The 21226-nt window shown below is 40.7% G+C and carries 9 protein-coding genes and 1 pseudogene; all 10 read right to left on the minus strand.

From position 1 onward, the window contains the following. Window positions 1-27 precede the first annotated feature (27 nt). Window positions 28-2226, minus strand: coding sequence for an endo-1,4-beta-xylanase (locus DXA54_RS07635; RefSeq protein WP_004324537.1), 2199 nt, complete (start codon window positions 2224-2226; stop codon window positions 28-30). A gap of 19 nt (window positions 2227-2245) precedes the next feature. After that, window positions 2246-3304, minus strand: coding sequence for a DUF5627 domain-containing protein (locus DXA54_RS07640; RefSeq protein WP_008024360.1), 1059 nt, complete (start codon window positions 3302-3304; stop codon window positions 2246-2248). Between the two features lie 26 nt (window positions 3305-3330). Continuing rightward, window positions 3331-5118, minus strand: coding sequence for a RagB/SusD family nutrient uptake outer membrane protein (locus tag DXA54_RS07645; RefSeq protein ID WP_004305123.1), 1788 nt, complete (start codon window positions 5116-5118; stop codon window positions 3331-3333). A 33-nt stretch (window positions 5119-5151) separates the two neighbouring features. Beyond that, entirely contained in the window at window positions 5152-7986 is a 2835-nt protein-coding gene (locus DXA54_RS07650; RefSeq protein WP_004305124.1) for a SusC/RagA family TonB-linked outer membrane protein, read from the minus strand. A gap of 42 nt (window positions 7987-8028) precedes the next feature. Beyond that, window positions 8029-10029 (minus strand): RagB/SusD family nutrient uptake outer membrane protein, encoded by a 2001-nt coding sequence (locus tag DXA54_RS07655; protein ID WP_032846732.1) that lies wholly within the window; start codon window positions 10027-10029, stop codon window positions 8029-8031. Window positions 10030-10039: 10 nt separating this feature from the next. Then, the gene (locus DXA54_RS07660; protein WP_008649495.1) at window positions 10040-13189 is read right to left on the minus strand and encodes a SusC/RagA family TonB-linked outer membrane protein; all 3150 of its coding nucleotides are present in this window, start codon (window positions 13187-13189) and stop codon (window positions 10040-10042) included. 120 nt (window positions 13190-13309) lie between these two features. Next, window positions 13310-15043, minus strand: a complete 1734-nt coding sequence (locus tag DXA54_RS07665; protein WP_032852769.1) for a glycoside hydrolase family 43 protein — start codon at window positions 15041-15043, stop codon at window positions 13310-13312. A 217-nt stretch (window positions 15044-15260) separates the two neighbouring features. Further along, window positions 15261-16590, minus strand: a pseudogene (locus tag DXA54_RS07670) (glycoside hydrolase family 43 protein). A gap of 36 nt (window positions 16591-16626) precedes the next feature. Next, window positions 16627-19098 (minus strand): TIM-barrel domain-containing protein, encoded by a 2472-nt coding sequence (locus DXA54_RS07675; RefSeq protein ID WP_008649493.1) that lies wholly within the window; start codon window positions 19096-19098, stop codon window positions 16627-16629. A gap of 134 nt (window positions 19099-19232) precedes the next feature. Further along, window positions 19233-21209, minus strand: a complete 1977-nt coding sequence (locus DXA54_RS07680; protein ID WP_032852768.1) for a glycoside hydrolase family 97 protein — start codon at window positions 21207-21209, stop codon at window positions 19233-19235. Window positions 21210-21226 lie beyond the last annotated feature (17 nt).

Raw genomic sequence — 21226 nt, forward strand, 5'->3', positions numbered from 1 at the left:
AAACTACATGATAGTTTTCTATCTCATTTATTTACTGGCAGTACCATTTCTCAAACCTTCAAGGAAACCGACATAGACAGGTTTGCGGTTGTAATTCAAATCCCACAGACCAATTGGCTGGCCTTTTCTCCAGAAGGAGTTTTCAGAAGGGCTGTCTGTCGGGCTCCAATGAGTGATGCCATATTGCTGTGCCACCGGAATAATCTCAAAATATTTCTCAATAATGAACTGATAGAAATCAGACATATTCTGCTGCATTTCGTCTGTCAGATTCTCTGTCAGTATCGTTTCACCAGCTGCATCGACAATACCCATATCCAATTCTGTGATCTTTATGAGCTTACCGGTAGAAGCTAACAGGGTAAACATATTGATAATGGCGTTTTCCTTACTAGCCTGAGTAGCAGGATTCATATAGTAAGACACATGCATTTGAGTACCGATACCGTCCACCTTTGTTTCCCCGTCAGACTCCCAACGTTCGATCCAATGTATCAAGCTCTTTAACTTCTTATTCTGATCCCAGTCGGATTCCAGATTATAGTCGTTAATAAAAAGCTTCAACTCATCAGGGTTACCACCGGACTCCGCAAAATACTTACGCGCAAACTTAATCGGAATACGGGCGTAATCATCACCCAAATAATCCTGCCAATAGAAGTTTTCACCGGAAACACCATTATCATCTGTTTGAGAAGCTGACTGAAGATCGTAATAGCCATCCCCATCCGAATCTTTTCCGGAAATAGGTTCATTCACGACATCCCATGCCTTAACATAACCACCGCAAGATTCCAACATACCTTTAATCCAACGTTCCAGTTCGTTCGTGAGGATTTCTTCTTTCTCTTCAGGAGTCAGAGGAATCGTATTACCTGACTTCTGCCAATATATAGACAAATCATCAATATAGATGGTACCGGCATACTTCCCATAATTAAAAAGAATACGAGTAGCCGCATCTCCCGTGCAGTTGGTAAATACAGTAACCTCTTCCCATTCTGTTGTAATTGGTATGGAAGGGAAGTCACCACGCCCGGCAAATCCGTCCGGTTTTTGAAAGACCGCCCCAATACTACCTGCTACACTGCCTTTAATCTTCATCTTTAAAAAATAGGTAGTCCCTTCTGTCAAAGGAGCTGAAAAATCATAGCCAGCCTGTGCTTCCCAAGAATTTACTTCCGACGGATTTGTCATTTGATGTACTCCGTCAATCACCTGCCGAGTCGAGTTATTTCCCCAACCCATCATAGCTGTTCCGCTTGAAAAGTCATCCTCTAATATATATACATTAGTTAACACGGATCCACTTTCCTGGACCTCCTCTATCCCATAAGCAAAATCAATCCAACTCGCTTTACTCCATCGGGACAGATCTTTGCTTTCTTCGAAAGTAGAGTTCATAATCAAATTTCTATCAGAGCCCGAGGCAGTCAATGTTAAATCATCAAAATACAAATCACCGCCAAACAAACCGAAACAGAACCGTAACCTATCGATATCAGCAGAAGGTGTAAACGTGAATGTGTTAGTTGACCATTGCTCACCCGCTGAAAAGGTCCCTGCACCATATTGAGTGTCAGTCCCATCTTTCTTCCCCGGCCAGAACGGAAAGGTTATAGCCGAAGAAGCCTTCATCCGCACACTTATAGTATATTCTTGATTTGCTATTAATGCTTCATCCAAATCATAATACAATTCCCAATCCCATACATTCGCTTGAGGCTTCGAGGTTTTTATATGAAGTGCGATTTCTGAACTACCAGGAACCGGTTCCGGTTCTTTATCCGCAATCAGCCCATTCAAATAAGCATTTTGCTGCTGTGAATGCCAACAGAGCGTATGCCCGTAAATACTAATTCCTGTTTCTTTTGCAGTTTTCACAAACTTCTTGACTGTGCCGAAATCCATATTTCCTTTGGCATCTACACAGGAGCTATATTTCATGGCATTACCAGCCGTCACGTCGTCATAGTTGTTGACAGTCAAAGTATAAACCAAATCTTGCTTCAAGAAATCACTCACCGTGACCCCCGTTCCCAACTTGAAGTCGGGATGGGAGATACGGTCAATATATGTTTTCAAATCACCATATTCGTTCAAGTACTCATACTTTTTCAGACTCTCCGGTTTCTCTGTCTTGTAGTCCGCAAAAAGCGCATCCGCACAAGATACAGTTATTCCGGCAACCATAGCAAGCAGTAAAATTCTATTATAGTATTTCATATTCTTCTAGATTTAACGATTAATTCTTCACATAGATCGGCGTAAAATCTTCTCTTGCCACGCCACGACTATGCGCAACCAGTGTATCTTCTGTTTCAAGCTTTAATCCATTACTGAAATCCACAGTATACTTCAAATAAATGGCATCACGGTCTTTATTACCCCAACTATTCTTCTCACCGTCTTGAACAAACTTACCAGTACCAGTAGCCGTAACGCCGTCCAACCCGGAAACCACACATTCATCGCCATTAAAAACCAGCAGCAACTTATAACTGATATTACGCGGATTGTCTGTTGTCCCTAAATTGGTAGTAACTGTAAGAATGGTTTCAGTCAAAGATTTTGTTACAGTCTGACATATTTCATCATCTTCTACATACTCGTTATGGCGATCATTCTCGGTAGTTGTCCCGTTTTCTGTCACTTTGTCCACGCCATGACGCAGATACTTACCAGTCCATTTATTGATGTATTTCACACAATAAAGTACATAATCCTGTGGTTGCACCAACCACACTGACGAATTACATCTGACGGCTTCTGCCCCTTCGGACAAAGTACCATTCAAAATACGGTCAGCATTAGTCACGCCTGTCATTACCAAAGGTATAACATAGGTAGCGGTCAATGCTTCGGGATCAGCAAAAAAAGCATCAGTAAATGAGACTTCCACACCATCCATCAATACATTCTTCAGAGTGATCTTATCATCAGATAATGTATAGTAGTTGGAAGGCATAGCTTTTACTGGCACATTTTCAGATGCAGAAGTATACGAATAATAAAGGTTATCACACAATGTATTGTCTACTTCAATATCTATCGTGATATCCTTCTTATTAGCATAAACACCGCCCATAGTAGCATTAATCTTACATTTATGAGCATTGTCCAGCGTCGTATCATACTCATCTTCACCCATAACCAACGTTCTCACCGGATACTGGGTTGCAAAATAGACTGAAGTGCCGCCCTCATAATCAGGAAATTCATTATCTTGATTTTCACAGGATGTCATCGTCCATGAAACAAAGACTCCAACTGACATGGCAAATATTAATTTAATTAATTTCATATGCTTCATTATTTATTATTTTACAATTATTTCCAACCGACATTCTGTTCCAGATTGCTCCACTTCATTACTTCAGCAAAAGGTATTGGCCCGTAAATCATATACTCCTCATACTTTCTTTTCTCTACCGTAAGCGGAGAGTAGTTCATTACAGAACCATTCTTGCTTATTTCCACCCCAAGAGCAGTTTCATTCAGTTTGGTCAAATCAACATTCCAGCGACGTAAATCCCAAAAACGGAAATTCTCAAAACAAAGTTCGATACGGCGTTCATTACGGATTAGTTCACGCATCTTGTCTTTATTATCCTTTATGCTCTCCAAATAAGCATCTCCATTATCGAGACCTAAACCGGCACGCGTACGAATGGCTTTGATTACATCATAAGCACTAAAAAGATGTCCATGATTATTCTGTGGTCCCCAAGCCTCATTAGCCGCCTCCGCATAAATCAGAAACATCTCTGTATAACGGATACGTGCGGTATAATGCTTCTTCTTTGTATTATACTGTGAATTAGGGTTACACTCTTTACGCAATAGTTTCCGCAAGTAATAACCTGTACGAGTAGACCTTCCGCTTTCCTTATTCACAACGTCTGTATTCGTTCCGTAAGTCCCTGTAATAATTTCCGTATCACTAGGACCTTGCTTGCTACCATTGTAAACGATGTATTTTGCCAAACGCGGATCACGGTTATCATACGGGTTTTCTGCATCGTAATTGCCTGATGTTTCAGAAATAGGGTAACCGTTCGCCATAGGAAAGGCATCCACCAGATTCTGGGTAGGATTGACACGACCGTTTCCGTAAAGTGATGGAGGGAAGTTAGCTGTTTCCAATGTATTATTATCATCTGTACTACTACGCCAAATAACCTCAGCGGGACTGCCGCCCGTTCCATAATCTTTATCCGCAAGTGTATACCACTCCAATCCATCTGCATCCAGCCCGCAGCCGCCGCCACCGTTAGCTTTCTCTATAATTTCAGCAGCATAATCGGCAGCTTGTTCCCAAGTCATTCCCGACCCGCTTTGAAATGCCGGACTGGCAGCTAACAGAGCCGTTTGTGCACGGACTGCCAATGCAATCCGTCCGCTCATCAACCCTCTATATTCTTCACCACAAACACGCCGATAATCACTCGCATTCGTCACACCGATGTTTTTATATTTTTCCGGTATCTCACTATCTGCAAATTTCTTATAATCGAGCGGCAATAATTCGATAGCCTTATCAGCATCTTCCATTATTTGCTTCACGCAATCGGAATAAGTGGCACGAGCATGATTAAAATCCGCATCCGGTCCTTCCGATTTCAAAATAATAGGTACTCCCATCAATGTGCCGTCCGCAATCTTGCCACCATGTGCACGTAACAAATAATACATATGCAGTGCACGCAACCCATAAGCCTCTCCTTTCAAACGATCAAGAAACATGGTAGAGATACGTTCATCTTTTGCCCATTCTACCTTATCTACATTCTCCAAAAAAAGATTGATATACTGGATAGCATTGAAACGATTCTGCCACTGGGAAACCGGATTATTATTGGCAGTCCAGGAACCTGTAGCCATTCGCAGATAGTTACTGGAAATCTCATTAGTCACAGCATCATCCGTAGCCAAGTCACTTGTAGGTGAAGTTTCGTAAGGAAGTATAATATAAGCGTTCGCAAGTATACCCTGCGCATAGCTCGGTTCTTTATACATAGCCTCAAGATCTCTGTTGTTCTCCAGTGCCGGTTCAAACAAATCGTCACAAGCAGTCAGCAGAGGTAAGAAAGCCAATAATTTGAATATATTTTTCATAATTTCGTTCTTTAATTATTGAAATAATCTGTATTAGAAAGTTGCAGTCACACCTAAATTATAGAAGCGGCATTGCGGGCTGGAGCCAACATTCAATTCCAGCGCCTTGCGTTCCTTGGATATTGTGAGCAAATCAGAACCGCTGATATATGCGGATACTCCATGAACAAAACTATTCTTAAACCACTTGGAAGGCAGGTCATACGTGACCTGTACTTTTGCCAAACGGAAAGCATCCGTCTTATACATCCAGAAGTCGGAAGAATAAAAGTTATTAGTTCCACTTTCTGTAGTCAGACGCGGATAAGTAGCTGTTGCTGCCGTTTCCGGAGTCCAACGCCCCCGGACTACTGCCGAGTATTTATCTTCACCGGATATCCAATAATAAGACTCGTTGTTTTTCATGGCATGTCCGCCAAACTCACCTGTACCCAATACAAAGAAAGTTAATCCTTTCCATTTAGCAGTCAAGTTTATACCCAACGCCAAGGGAGCTCCATACCAACCTCCACGAGCCAGATAAACCTGATCTTTATCATCAATTATACCGTCATTATTCTGATCTACATACTTCAAATCACCCGGTCTTATTGTACCGCCAAGACGCTGTTCTGGAGAATCGATGATGTCCTGCTCATCCTTGAAGAATCCGATGCACTGTAATCCCCAAATACCGTCAACAGCATATCCTTTACGGTATTGGTATTTATCCTGATACAATTCATCCCGCTTGGTAGCTTTTGTTGTATAGTAAGTTCCGGTAACGCCCGCTGTAAAATCAACCTTGCCGAAACGTTTGTTGTAGTTTACGTTGAAATCAAATCCCATGCGACGGTCATTATCGTAGTTGATGTACGGACGAAACGAAGCAGTCGGATAATAAGTGAAGAAATACTCCGGATACTGAGTAGTAGAAGTCACGATTTTACCTTCGATTGAATTAACAAAGAAAGATGCATCCGCTGTTATCATCCGGTTCCATAAAGAAGTTTTCAAATTAACTGAAAGCTCTTTACGCTTGATAAAGCTCAAGTCTTCATTCGCCCCTTGTTTGGAGTTAGTAGAGTGTAGGGATACACTCTCGCGCCATCCCCACCATGCACCGTCCGACTGGTTGTAATAACCATCATACATATAATAGTTGTCAATTCCCAAATCCGTATTCAAGATACTGCCGGACACACTCAACATCAGTTCGTCCACTACCGGAGAATTTTCCAGAAAGCTCTCGTTTGATAATTTCCAGCCCAATGTCAAAGAAGGTGAGAAAGCATTACGATGTCCCGGAGCCAACTTTGCAGAATGTATAACAGCCCCACCAAAATCGGCATAATATTTATTGCGGAAGTTATATCCCAACTGCATGCCCAAATTTACATTGCTTGTCTTATGATACTCTCCTGAATAACTTTGTTGATAACCAGAGGCTATTAACATGGCAGCCAAATGATGATCATCATTAAAAGTGTTTTCGTAATCGAACTGGCCGGAGAATAAAACAGTCTGGTTATCCGAACTGCCGCTGATATTCTGCACACCGGACTTCTTGTCCTCATTGTATTTTGTCAAACCGACAATAATATCTTTCCCGCCATTATTAGACCAAGTAGGCGCATATGTGGCATAGCTGTTATTATAAGAAGTAATATAAGCAGTAGAGTAATCTACAGAAAACCGAGTATGAAAAGAGAGTCCTTTCAACACCTTGTCCAAACCAATGTTCACTCCCGCATCAAACTGGAACGAACGATCTGTTGCTTTGCTATAACCTGAAGCATAATAATCGCCAAATACATTTGTCATATCAGATTGTGTTCCTGCCAAAAAGTATTTTCCATCAACTATATTATTGCTATTCGCCACCAAATCCCATGCACTGGCTGCATTTGCATCAATATAGCTCAACGGAATCAACGGAGAAATACGATTGGGACGCAATGTAGATGCCGCACTCCAATAATAAGACCCATTGGCACTACGACGTGAATAGAAAGATACTTTAGCATTCACATAAGCTGTAATAAAGTCATTCAATGTCAAATCTACGTTACCGCGAATATTTAAACCATTGGTCCCATTATGCTTCGCTTCACCGATTTTGAAAACGTCATTGGAACGAAGATAATTTATATTCGTATAAAAATGGGCACGATGATTGCCACCCGAAATTTCGGCTGTAACATCCGAACGATTATATGCCTTCTTGATATAGTCCGACGAATACATATTCACATTAGCATAACGATAAGGATTCTCACCGGATCCATAATGGTAAATATCCTCCGCGCTATAGAGAGCACCGAGCCCGTCATTGGCACGTGCTTCATTATAAAGAGTCATGTATTCGGCCGAACCTAAATATTCGGGGTAACTCTTTGCGACATAAAACCCTGTATTGGCGCGTACATCTACTTGAAGATCCGTACTCTTACCTCTTTTAGTTGTAATCATAATTACTCCTTTAGCCGCACGACTTCCATAGAGCACCACAGCTTGCGCACCTTTCAAAAAGGTTATTTGGCTGATTTCCGTAGGAGAAATATAATCAATATTGCGAGGTACCCCGTCCACCAATATCAGCTTTTCATCCATTCCCCACAATGAGTTACCATTATAACCACCGACATATCCCTGCATATCGGTCAAGCTCCATGTATTGTAATTTTTCTTCGTCAATTCCTCTACATTTACTACTGAGGCACCTCCTAATAAATTGTTCTGAGAAACCTTTCGGAAAGCTACCTGCACCAACGAATCGTTTTGCAGCGAACTTGCATTATCCCCTGCCAACTCTTGTGCACCGGCAGAAATAACAACCGGAAAAACAAGCACTGCACTGAGAATGAATCTTCTATATATATGTTTCATTGTTTATTCATTTATAATTATACATTCAGTAACCATAAGGGATTACCATCCCGGATTCTGCGGGAATTCAGCATACAGATACACGTCATTATCCAATAAGGGGAACCAGTAATGCTTCGTTCCAAATACCCGTTTCAAAATAGTCTCCTCACGGAAGTTTCTCACTTCTGCCTCTGCCGGATCATTATTCTTATAAAAGTCTTCATTCTCTACACGTTCGAATTCTTGTGAAGTCTTAATAGTATAGGGCTCTTCGGTCAGCAGCAACCAACGCTGCAAATCGTTAAAGCGGAAACCTTCGAAAGACAACTCGACAGCACGTTCACGACGAACTTCATCCATAAATTTCTGGGAATTGGAAATATATTCCGGACAAAGAGTACCTTTTTCATCACCCGGTTCCCCTCCACCAACAGGGCCTACTCCCGCACGTTTACGCAAAGTATTGATCGCATCTTCAGCCGTTTTACCAAAATTCGTAGATTTACCTGCAGCACCGTCTACTGCCGCACAAGCCTCAGCATACATCAGATAAATATCCGCCAAACGCATGTAAGGTAAATATGTATGCAGGTTACCCGACCAATTATAGAGTCCGTCATATTTATTAGCCTGATGCGGTACTAATTTCTGGATGAAATAGCCGGTACGGCTAGCATTGGCCACGGCTCTCATAGCTCCGCCCGTATACAGAGTGCAATAGCGCAAGAATTCCTTGTCTGCTTCAGGAATAGCTGCATTGACATAATGGAATCCGTCAAAAACTATGTCATGATAAAAACGGGCATCACGATTTCTAAATGGAAAATTCTTTCTAAAACCGGATTTTGTTTCATCTTCACTCAATGGCAAACCGTTCTCCATACCATATAAATTCACATAGTTAGCAGTAGGTTGGTGGATGATATTATCATGTTCAACCAAACCATAAATTTTAGGTCCCCACAACTTGGTCATATTCCAGTTACTACCGTTGAAGTCTTCGGACGGACCACGGAAAATAGCTTCTGTAGTACCCGGCATTTTCCAGTTCTGACCAGTAGTATAGAATATTTCAGAATAACTATTAGAAGCAGATGCCGATTTGGTATGATTATAAATATCACTATAATCAAACTGCGCCAATGCATATTGCGTCTGCCCGCTTTCGACAAGTGTCAGTAACTCTCCAAATGCCTCTGCTGCTTTTTTTGCATATTCTGTATTGTAATTGTAAGTATTGCTTCCACCTAGCTGCGCACCATGTTCCATCAGAGGGCTGGCAGCCCAAAGATAATTCTTGCCCAGATAGCCTAATGCCATAATCTTGTTGATACGCAAATCATTCTTACCCGCGGTTTGTTTGCCAACAGTTGTGTTATCCCAATTAATAGGAAGCAAATCCGCTGCCATACGGAAATCGACTGCTGCTTTATCTGCACATTCCTGATAACTCAGACGTGGCAAAGACATTTTCTCTGTAGCAGATAAGACTGTATCAATATAAGGCAAGCCACCAAAATATTGCATCATTTCAAAGTGCCACCATGCGCGGAAAAAATAAAGCTGACCGGCAATCAGTTTTTTCTCCTCATCCGTAGCTTCCGTTAACCTTTCTAGATTAGCGATACCGATGTTAGCCTTACGTATACAATACCATGCATGTGGCCACAGTGAATGTTTAAACTTAGCATTGCCGTCACTGTTCGGATGATAAGTAGCCGTAGGATCACTGCCGGTACGATAGAGCCAGCATTGATTATTGGTAGACCATGCACGGAAGTTACCCAAATCGACCTGATGCGTCATGTGGCTGTCACCTTCCGGGTTGAATATTTCATCATCTCCCCAGTTCCAGGAAGTAGTATAATTGTTCTTCTCCTTATCAGGAATACAGTTGTATATTTCCTCGATAAACCCCTGAAAATTCCTAAAGTTCTTAAATGCTTCGTCTTCAGATACAGTAGAGTCAGCTTCCTTGTCTAGATAGTCCTCACAAGATGAAAATCCCAACGAGAAGAGCAATAAGCTACCGCATAAAAGAGTTCTATATATTTTTCTCATAGTACTTTGATTATAATGTAAATTTAACACCTAAGTTGAAACGTTTCACCGTAGGATACGCCCCTTGATTACCCGAACCTGCAAAATTCGATTCACGGTCGTCCGGCATCTTAGACCATACCCATAAGTTGTTTCCATTTAAGTAAATCTTCAAATTTTTCACCCCGAGTTTTCGCACCCATCCATCTGTAAAGGTATAGGCTATCTCCGCATTTTTCAGACGAATATAAGAACCGTCATAATAGTATTGCGTACCATTACTGTAACCGCTCACCTTTGACAACCAGCGCGGAGTTACAACATCGGCCGCATCGCCAGCCTCAGACCACCAGCTACCCTGGTCATACACCGTATTCATCTGACTGCCAAAACTGGTCAACTGAACGACACGAGTCACATTGTTTACACCATAGAACTGAACAAAAGCACTAAATCCCTTCCACTCAAAGCCAAGAGTAGCATTATATGTGTTCTGTGGAGTATCAGAGTAACCGTAAGGAGCTTGGTCCTTGCTGTCGACGACACCATCCCCATTGAAATCGACAATATAATAGTCTCCGGGAAGACGTTGTGAATTGTTTGTATCATGCTGCGGGCTACCAATCACATCGTCATAAGAATTCAAATATCCATTATCAATATATGCCTTATTCTGACCAATGGCATAACCAGCCACCTTTTGATACCCAGCCAACAATGGAGCATCGTCTTTTTCAAGTATCTTATTTTCCGCATGGGTCATGCTCATATTAGCCCAAACGCGCATCTTATTGGAAAATGTCTTGTTGATACGAAGTTCCAACTCATAACCTTTGGTTCTAACCTTACCTAAGTTAGCAGTAACTGCTGTAGTACCAAAATAAGAAGGAATAGCCCGATCGCTTCCACCCACCAGAATATCAGTACGTTTATCACGAAAGACTTCCACGCTACCTGCAAACAAACCATCCAAAAAAGAGTAATCAACACCAAAATTCAATTTCTTTACTTTCTCCCAATGCACATCAGAATTACCTACTGCTGATTCACGATACCAAGTATATGGACTTTCACCACGATCTACATCCAAAGACGAGGTTCCGCCGTAAGCCCATTGGTTCATATACAACCAACGTGTTTTTACATTATCATCACCGATTTCACCATAAGAAGCACGAATTTTCAACATATCCAAAATTCTGCGTTCTTTCAAGAATTTCATAAACGGTTCTTCACTAACCATCCATCCGATAGCACCGGAATTAAAGAATGCAAAACGATTTTCTTTGCTGAACTTCTCGGAACCATTATAAGCACCATTATATTCAATAAAATACCGATCCGCCCAATTATAAGTAGTACGGAATGCCCAGTCTTCACGATAGTGAGGAATTTCACTTCCTGTAGCCGTTTCTTGACGACTGAACAATCCCATAAGGGTAACATTATGCTTTCCAAAACTACGGGCCCAATTTAACTGTGCCTGATAATTAAGGTTACGCTGTGTCGCCCAATTCTTGACTTCACCACCTTCCGTATTCCACATTACACCCTGCATAAAATCAAAACCTGTATTGTTGTCATACGACTTTTTATAACTGACCTCCCCTGTATCCGGATTAATCCATTTATGTTGTGCGTCGTTATATAGGTCATTGATACCGCGCTTCCATTCTACAAAAGTATTATCCCAAGAAACCATAGCCCTTGCACTCAATCCTTTCGTTATAAAGCTCAAATCCTGTTCCAATGCAAAGTCAGTTGTTATCTGTGTAGTAGTGGTAGTCATCGTACCTCCCAATGAAACATTTTCTGCAGAATTGGTAACATTCGAAATATTCGGATAATATCCCCATGAACCATCCGAATATTTTGGAAGAAATACATCCGGAGCAATATTATACGCCCCCGCCCACTGCTGGGCAATCGACCAGTCGGCCGAGCTATCATAATTGGAATTATTATAAGGAGTTTTCTTGTATCCATTAGAGCCCGCTACATTAACCTTAAAAACAGTACTCTTGGTTATCTGAAAATCCAGATTACTACGTACATTAATTCTGTCATATCCATAACCGGAATTATAATCACGCCCATTATCAAATACATCGAACAAGTCCCCCTCATGCACATAATCGACAGAAGCGAAATATTTTACAAACCGAGTTCCACCGCTGACATTCACATTTGCATTGTAGGACATCGCATAGTCTTTGAACAATACATCCTGCCAGTCCACATTCGGATAGCGTTCCGCTTCTTCCAAATTTGCCGGATTACGATACTTATTAATTATTGCCTGCGGCTTTATGTACGACCATGAATCCGGATACAAGCTCAACTCATGCTCAATAGCCATATTGCGCGCCATCAAAGCATCATAAGAATCCAACTTATTAGGAAGCTTGGAAGGTATCTTCATCGTGGCATTGGCTGCTATATTTATTTGGGCAGCTCCCTCAGTTCCGCGTTTAGTCGTTACCAAAATGACACCATTTGCACCTTTCACACCATAAACAGCAGTTGCAGAAGCATCCTTCAAGACAGAAATAGATTGTACAGAAGCAATATCCACACTGCTCATCGGACGTTCTATGCCATCCACCAGTACCAACGGGTCACTATTATTCCATGAACTAGTCCCACGTATTGTGATTTTCGGTTCTTCTTCACCTGGCATACCGGAACTTTGAGTCGTTATAACCCCCGGCAGGTTACCGGTTAACGCCGCACCAATATCAGAAATACCAGCCGCCCGTTCCAATACTTTTCCAGTGGTCTGCGTGATAGCACCTACCACACTCGCTTTCTTCTGTTGTCCGTAACCTACAACTACTACTTCTTCCAGTTGTTTAGTATCATCTTCCAACACCACTTTAAAAAGACCTTTGGAAACCACTTTTACCTCCTGTGGTTTCATTCCTACATACGAAACAATAAGGGTAGACTTCTCATTGGGTACAGTCAATACAAAATTTCCATCTATATCTGAAATCGTACCTATTGAATTATTACCCTTTAAAACTACTGAGGCTCCAATGATTGTCTCACCATTACTGTCAAGAACCGTTCCCCTCACCGTTATCCCTTTCTGTGCTGATGCTGTTACAAAACTAAACAACATAAGGAGAAACAAGTAAGGAATCTTTTGAATTTTCTTCGTTACATTTTTCATTACCATTAGTTTAAGATGTTAATTAACTACATTGTTTTCTAATCATCATTCTTTTTTTAAGTGCGTTAGCCATCATTATAAATATCACTCATAATTACTAGCATTATATTTATATAAAAAAAATAATTATTTGCAAGTAGCGTATAATCCAATTGTAGTACCGGTAAATCCACCAGCCGTTGTAGTAGAGAGATAACTAGGGGCTACATCTTTACAAAGCAGTTTCCAGCTTTTTTCACCATCAATAGAATAATAGAAATCGTAACCAATTCCTTGAGATACTAATTTCAAATATACTTCATTTGTATCTGCGTCTATTTCATCTGAAGCCAATGTCTGTTCCTTTTCACCGATTTGTTTCAGAGAAATATTTTTATTCTCACCCACTTTATTCAAGCAGAAGAAATATTGACGCGTCTCATCTTTAAACAACAGCATTCCGGCTGTTTCCTTATCGTTAGAAGGATTGAACAACATACGGGTAGCACATTCAAATTTATGATGTTGTAACCGACGGCAAACAAATGCCGGAGTTTTCTTTTCCGTAGCGCTAATATCTGCACACTTCAAGGTCAGATATCCGGGCGTTTCCGTCAATGAATATAAATCGGAAGCAGAAGCTCTTAAAGTCATCCATGGCATATCAAGTACAGGAGAATCAAAGTTCTCTATTAACTCGAAATTACCATAAGTAACTGTCGTATCGCGTTTCGCACCTTCACGTTTTACAATCATAGGTACTAAATCATCTCCTTGTGTCATGTACGGGAATCCGTCTTCACTCCATTTCACCGGCATCATAAATGTTTCACGTCCCAAATTCTCAAACTGATTATTAATAGGGCGACAAGCCAGAAAAACAGCCCACCAATCTCCCTCCTTTGTTTGAATCAAGTCTGCATGACCAGCACAGGTTACCGAATTAGGACGGTCAGAATTCAAATGTCTTTGCGTCAAAATCGGATTGTTTTTCCATGGAAGAAACTTACCCATCGGAGAATCACCACGGAAAATCACTTCCGAATGCCAGTTTCCCGTTCCACCTTCGGCGGACATCAAGAAGTACTTTCCATTTATTTTATATAAATGAGGTCCTTCTATCCAAATTGGTTTGTCTGCCGGTTGAGCTCCTTTGTTTACAAGAATTTTACGGGGACCGATCGTCTTATCTGTTTTCACATCAAACTCTTGTATGCGTATGGTACGGTGTCCGCTATATTCAGGCTTATTATCCGGAGCCTCATCGTTATTCACGATATACGCCTTACCATCTTCATCAAAAAAGAAAGAAGGATCAATACCACCAACTTCCGGCAACATGACAGGCTCTGACCATTCACCAAACGGATTTTGTGTCTTAACAAAGAAATTTCCGGCCCCTACATTGGTAGTCACCATATAATAGGTCTTATTATGCGGATTATAGGAAATAGCCGGAGCAAAAATACCGCCACTCACTTTCTGCCCTTCCATATTCACTAATTGCGAAGCACGATTCAACACATGCCCTATCTGTTTCCAATTCACCAAGTCCTTGCTGTGAAAAATAGGAACACCGGGGAAATAAGTGAATGTAGATGTTACTAGAAAATAATCACCTTTTCCATTTGTACAAACACTAGGATCAGAATACCATCCCGGCAAAATAGGATTATAGAAATAGTCTTCACCTGACAGAGGATTGGAAATATAGAAATCATCATTTCCCTTATAAGAAAAATAATCAAAGAGAGCCACAGATTTTCCAATAGCCGATAATTGTTGTTCTTTCTTTGAGTTACATGACATCATTGTTATCCCCAACATAAATATGGAGAACCGGACGATTGACATTAATTGTATTACCTGTGTATTCTTCATAATACCTCTTATTTTCTTTATAATCAAATATGAATTACTGATCTTTTTCTGCAAAGATATGCCAGCTTATAAAACTACAAACATAATTATGTTACGGGCTTCTTTTCCTAAATAACATCTTCATTTTCAATGTTACATCTATCTTTCCCCTTGTAGCACGCCCTAATAATTACACTGATTATAAGCACATTACAATCTTATTTTTTTTGAATAAAAGCTATTCAAATTCCCAATAATCCAGATTGAAAAGTTTGTTTCCTTTCTCTCCTTTAAAGCAGAAATAAAGATCATGTACACCCTTTGCATTCTTTATCCGGCATGACATCTGTTTATATATCCAGTCCTCCTGTCGGTGATATACTGACACTGCCTATTACCGGACCTTCAGTGCTGTCCAGACGAATTTCTATCATTCCGCCTTTTTCAACACAAGCTGCGCTTACACTGAATTTCTTTGCTCCCTTCTTGCCAAAGTCGACACCACGCACACACAGATATTCATTATCATCAATATCGGTTATATACAAACCACCATTCTTATGATTTTCAGCTTTAAGACCATATCCCCAAGCCATCGTTTCAGCTTCCACTCTACGGTAAGGATTAAAGTTTTCAATCTGTTCCAGTTTCGTCTCCTGCCAATAAGGAACTTCCTTAATAGTTCCATCCGGATTATAATGCATTTTTGCAACAGAGACCGAACGGCGTTCCTTATGATCCAAAGTCTCCAAATGAAGCAAATCATAATTTAGGCCAAATACATAAGAACTACCTTTATAATCGATAATTCCAGGATGATTTCCTCTACTCCGCTCTGTTGGACGCATAATATATCCTTTTGTACTCCATGGTCCGGTAGCTTTGTCGCTCATGGCATAGCCAATCCCTTCCGGACAACAAGTAGAAGCGAAAGCCATATAATAATGACCGTTACGTTTATATACCCACGGTCCTTCCTGATAATGTTCCGGCCTATCAGCCAGTTTTACTATTTCTCCTGAATATGAAATCATATCCTCATTCAGTTTCACATAATAAACATTCGGATTGCCCCAATACATATACGCTTGTCCGTCATCATCAATAAATACAGTAGGGTCAATATCATCCCAATGCTCTTTTTGCCAAACTAACGGTTTGTTCAAAGGGTCTTTAAAAGGGCCGTAAGGAGAGTCGGAGACCAATACGCCAATACCATTACCGTGAATCGGACAATACATATAAAATTTGCCATTACGTTCGATGACTTGTTCTGCCCAGGCACCGTTATCACGTTTCACCCAATCAAAACTCTTCAGAGAAGCGACAGCTCCATGATCGGTCCAATTCACCATATCGGTGGAAGTATAAAGTAACCAGTCCAACATTTTGAATCCTTCGGCATCATCCTCATCATGAGTTGTATAAAGGAAAACGGTATCATTATATACCATCGGAGCCGGATCAGCGGTATATTTTGTCTGGATAATAGGATTTTGTGCCACTCCTGAAGTAGCGGCAGTCATTGCCAACAAAAACGACATGCCTAAAAATTTTAAGTTTCTCATATTCTTTTATTTTAAATGGTTTTAGATTCTACTACTTTACATTTTTATTTTCAGCTGTTTTCCTCTATACTCTATGGTCTTTCCATTGATACTTTCTGTCACATCTATTCCCGACTTTCTATCAACTTTTACCAACTTCAGTTTGCGAGATACAGTCATACCGGAATATCCACCTTTCCGGTCAGAGATTATCAATGTGTTATTTTTATCATTCCAAATTATTTCAAAACTTGAAGACTCCCCCTTCTCATAATTGTAATTGTCGCCTGCATCTTCATAGACCGTAAATGAAGAATCGGCTCCCGGATAAACCCGTATCTCCCACTCTGCATCTGTTTTTTCCGAGGTATATTGCATAACCGGCCCCATTGGAATGATAGATCCTTGACGCACCAATAGAGGAATTTCATTTATCGTTGCTTCAGCGACAATCCATTGTCCGCCCTTATATTTTTTTCCGGTCCAAAAGTCAATCCAATCGGCTCCATCCGGTAAATATACACGACGCGTCTTATCTACATTTCCCAAAGGGTTAGAATCCACCGAATAATACATAGGATTGGTGACAGGAGCAACCAATAAAGCTGGTCCGAACATAAATTCATCTTTTAAATCAGCGACCTGCATATCCTTGGCAAAGTCAAACGCAAGTGTTCTGGTCATTGTATAATTTTCACGGTGAACCTTTCCTGCTAAAGAATAGATATAAGGAAGTAAGCGATACCTTAAATGAATCACTTTAATCAAACTATCATAAAAAGGCTCACCTGGTTTACCAAAACGCCATACTTCACGAGGAGTATCGGAACCATGACTTCGAAACACCGGTAAGAAGGCTCCATATTGAAACATACGAGTGTATAATTCCCGATAAGCCATATCAGCCACTCCTTTATCATAGTCGCCTTTCCAAAACCATTGAGGTCCATTTTTTGTAAAAAAGGCCCCAATATCTACTGTCCAATAAGGGCAGCCTGTAGCCATAAAATTTAATCCGGCAGGAATCATTTGGGCAAAAGATTGCCAAGTTGCATAAGTATCACCGTTCCACGTTATTGTAGAATAACGTTGTTGACCTGCGTAACTAGAACGGGTAAGATTTACAACACGCTTATCTTCATTTGTAGAACGTTGGTTCTCATAAATTCCCTTCGCATGATATAATGAATACAACTGGCTTCGCTCTGCCCCCAATACACTATTCAGCAAATTCGTGTTTAACTCCCAACGTTGCCGATGATTATCCGCTCCATAACCATCCTTCATAAAAGTCCAATCAGCATCTAATGGTTCTGAAGCGTCACACCACCAGGCATCAAAACCATTACCAAAAAACTCATTATTCGCATAGTTCCAGTATAATTTTCTAGCCAACGGATTAAAAGCATCATAGACAGAGGTGCCGCTTAACAACCATCCCTTTCGTCTAAATTCCTCATGTTGAGGACAGTTCATGGCATTCGGCCATATTGATATCATTAATTTAGCATGTAGAGAATGAATTTCATCTGCCAGTTTTCTTTTATCCGGATAGAATTTAGGATTCATACTCATATTCCCCCATTGACCTTCAGGCCAATAGTTCCAGTCCTGTACAATCATATCGATCGGTATTTGCCTTTGGCGATACTCTTTTAAGGTATTAATTAAATCATCGGAACTGACATAGCGTTCTTTAGATTGAATATATCCAAAAAGATAGAGAGGCATCATTGGAGAATTGCCTGTCAACAAACGATAATTAGCAACCACAGCATCCATCGTCTTACCTTTCATAAAGTAATAATCAATCTGTTTAGCTGCCTCAAGTTCGACAAAACTTCCTTCCGAGTTATCCTTAAAAATCATGGCACATCCCGCGTCAAACAATAATCCATATCCGGCTGTTGAATTTAGCACCGGTACCATAGCTTTCAAATTATGCTGGCACAGATAAAGTTCCTTACCACGTAAATTCATATAGTCTTCCATGTGAGCTCCCCACCCATATAAAGCCTCCAACGGTTGCCATTTAAAATTGATCCTATATTTCCAGGTGTGCCCTATGGTATCATAACGCAAAACATTTTTTATTTCTTTATCACCATCCGCAGTTTTCTCTATATGTTTTGAATGTTCATCATATATGACTTGCTTCGTCACTCTCTTTTCACTGATTCGAGGTATATTTTGATCTTCCTGCAATAATAATCCCCCCTCTTTATCCAAATAAGTGATAGAAGCAGTACTTAAATCAACTCTGACTATCAAGCTATCCGATTTTAATAAATAACAATCCGGATTTGGGGTATATACCCAACGAACAGGATTATCAACTGCACGTGGCAAACAAACATCCGTTCCGTTTCCTATAAACGTATTTTCCCCCGTATATTGAACTCTTACCACATCCGGAGTCACAAACTCTACTTTTAATATGCCTTGTTCCAAATCACAAGAAATACCATTTACAAGAACAGTAGCCTGCTTAACCTGTGCAAAAGCTGTGAAAGTATTCGCTAAAGCCATCAACAATATTATTAACCATACCACACCAAAACTTTCTGACCCATGCTCTTTTTTCATAAACAACACTGTTATAAATCTATCTTTTGCGAAACATAAATATCAAAGATATGCTTCCATATCCTCTTCACAGCAAACTATTTAACAATCAAAATTCCGCCATTGCAAGGAATAGATAGTTGCAATTCTTGTTTCTTTCCTATTCCTATTTGTTTCACACCGCCCTGCAATACCTTATCATCACTAAATAGTCTCACCTTTTCCCCATTGGAGAACATCGGCAAATTAACTTTAAGTTTCAGTGTTTCCTTCTGCGCATTTACTCCGGCAATATACCATTTGTCGCCATGACGACGGGCAAGAATAACGTATTTACCAGGATAACCGTCAATGAAACGTACCTCATCCCAAGTCGTTGGAACCTCTTTCATAAAATCAATAGCCCACGACGGAGCATCGGTCAGGTTATTCGGTGCCAAAGCGAAATGCTGTACCGGACTCTGAAATAGCACCGCCGTAGCTAGTGCGTAGACATCTGATGTCACCCGCCGGCTTCCCCGTGGAGCATTATCCGCATTATAATATTTGTTCAATGCACTACCTCCAAGATCCATGCTACCCACAGTGTTACGGATAAACGGATGCAGGGTGGCATTAAAAGCCTCATTATCACAGCTGCCTTGAGAGAAATGAAGATTTTCACTAGCCAATACAGCCTCACTCGATGCGAAGTTAGGATACATACGTTCCCAGCCACGAGGCAAAGTACATCCATGGAAAATAACTAAAAGACCGTACTCGTTTGCATCCGACAAGATATCCTCATACAACTGCATAGTCATTTGCTTGTCACCTCCGAAAAAGTCAACTTTTATTCCACGGATACCAATGCTTTGCATCCATTTCATCTCCTTACGTCTGGCTATCGCATTATCCATAATGCCTCTCGGAGTTTGTGGTGCATCATTCCAATACCCATTCGAATTATACCACAAATAAAGAGCTACCCCTTTGTCCTTCCCATATTTAGCCAATTCTTCAATTTTATCACGCCCTATTTGCTTATCCCACAAAGCATCCACCAACACGGACTGATAGCCCATTGCTGCCGAAAAATCAATATACCGGAGTTGCTCTTTATAATTAGTACTTCCATCCATACCGATAATCCAGCTCCATGAACCCCGGCCATACGTATACTCTCCTTTTGCCTGATAAAGCGGTTTTACAACATCAAAAGGAACCGTTGTCTCCACTATTGGAGCCAAAGTCTTGCCCACAGTAATAGTACGCCAAGGCGTCTCGCCCGGCAACGCTATCCCCGGAGAAACCGTACCATTCCCATTTGCTTCACCTTCTTGCGGAAATCCAATGGTATACACTCCTCCTTTGTGTCCCAACAGACGGCTCGCACAATATCCACCATTTACTCCCGTTTCGGAAACAAGCACCCAACCATTATCTCCATTACGGAATAGGCAGGGAAATGTATACCCTTCTCCCCAGCCATTTTTGCCTGCGACATCATCTGCCGTATAAGACGTCTCATAACTTGGAGAAGTACGGGCAAATCCTCCCATCGGTTTACTTTGCGGACAAAGGAAAGTGGTGGTTCCGTCAGGAAACACAAATCCTGTGACTTCTTGCTTAACCACGCAACTTAGTGTCTCACCTTGCGGATACATCTTATATTTAAAAGCAACATCGTTATTACTTATGCGGAATATAACATCATAAATTGTTTTCCCTTGTTGTGTAAACGAAAATACAGCTTCATTTGCCACATAATGTACCTTACTCTTTTTAATAGAAGCCAACTCGTATGTTTCATCTATTTTATTTGTTGAAACATTCTTCTCCAGCGACATCCCCGATGAGAAATCTCCTATATTTGCAATCATCCCCAATGGAGATGGTTTCAAAAAGAGAACATTGTCATAACTAACAGAATAAGAGGGTCTTCCATCCATATCTGCGACTGTTACTACCAGCTTTCCATCAGGACTTGTCATCTGTTTATTTTCTGCACTTGCAACACTACTACCCAATAACATAGCCATTACTATAAAAAACTTCACCATATTTCTACTTTTTAGATTCTTCTCTATTGGCATAATCACACATTCTATTA

It is taken from the genome of Bacteroides sp. OF03-11BH (genome assembly GCF_003604005.1).
GTDB lineage: Bacteria > Bacteroidota > Bacteroidia > Bacteroidales > Bacteroidaceae > Bacteroides > Bacteroides ovatus.

What these genes read in the sequence shown, in the direction of transcription:
- DXA54_RS07660 (WP_008649495.1), bottom strand. Translation starts at nt 13,189, where the DNA reads ATGGTAATGAAAAATGTAACGAAGAAAATTCAAAAGATTCCTTACTTG.
- DXA54_RS07655 (WP_032846732.1), bottom strand. Translation starts at nt 10,029, where the DNA reads ATGAGAAAAATATATAGAACTCTTTTATGCGGTAGCTTATTGCTCTTC.
- DXA54_RS07675 (WP_008649493.1), bottom strand. Translation starts at nt 19,098, where the DNA reads ATGGCTTTAGCGAATACTTTCACAGCTTTTGCACAGGTTAAGCAGGCT.
- DXA54_RS07640 (WP_008024360.1), bottom strand. Translation starts at nt 3,304, where the DNA reads ATGAAATTAATTAAATTAATATTTGCCATGTCAGTTGGAGTCTTTGTT.
- DXA54_RS07635 (WP_004324537.1), bottom strand. Translation starts at nt 2,226, where the DNA reads ATGAAATACTATAATAGAATTTTACTGCTTGCTATGGTTGCCGGAATA.
- DXA54_RS07665 (WP_032852769.1), bottom strand. Translation starts at nt 15,043, where the DNA reads ATGAAGAATACACAGGTAATACAATTAATGTCAATCGTCCGGTTCTCC.
- DXA54_RS07645 (WP_004305123.1), bottom strand. Translation starts at nt 5,118, where the DNA reads ATGAAAAATATATTCAAATTATTGGCTTTCTTACCTCTGCTGACTGCT.
- DXA54_RS07650 (WP_004305124.1), bottom strand. Translation starts at nt 7,986, where the DNA reads ATGAAACATATATATAGAAGATTCATTCTCAGTGCAGTGCTTGTTTTT.
- DXA54_RS07680 (WP_032852768.1), bottom strand. Translation starts at nt 21,209, where the DNA reads ATGCCAATAGAGAAGAATCTAAAAAGTAGAAATATGGTGAAGTTTTTT.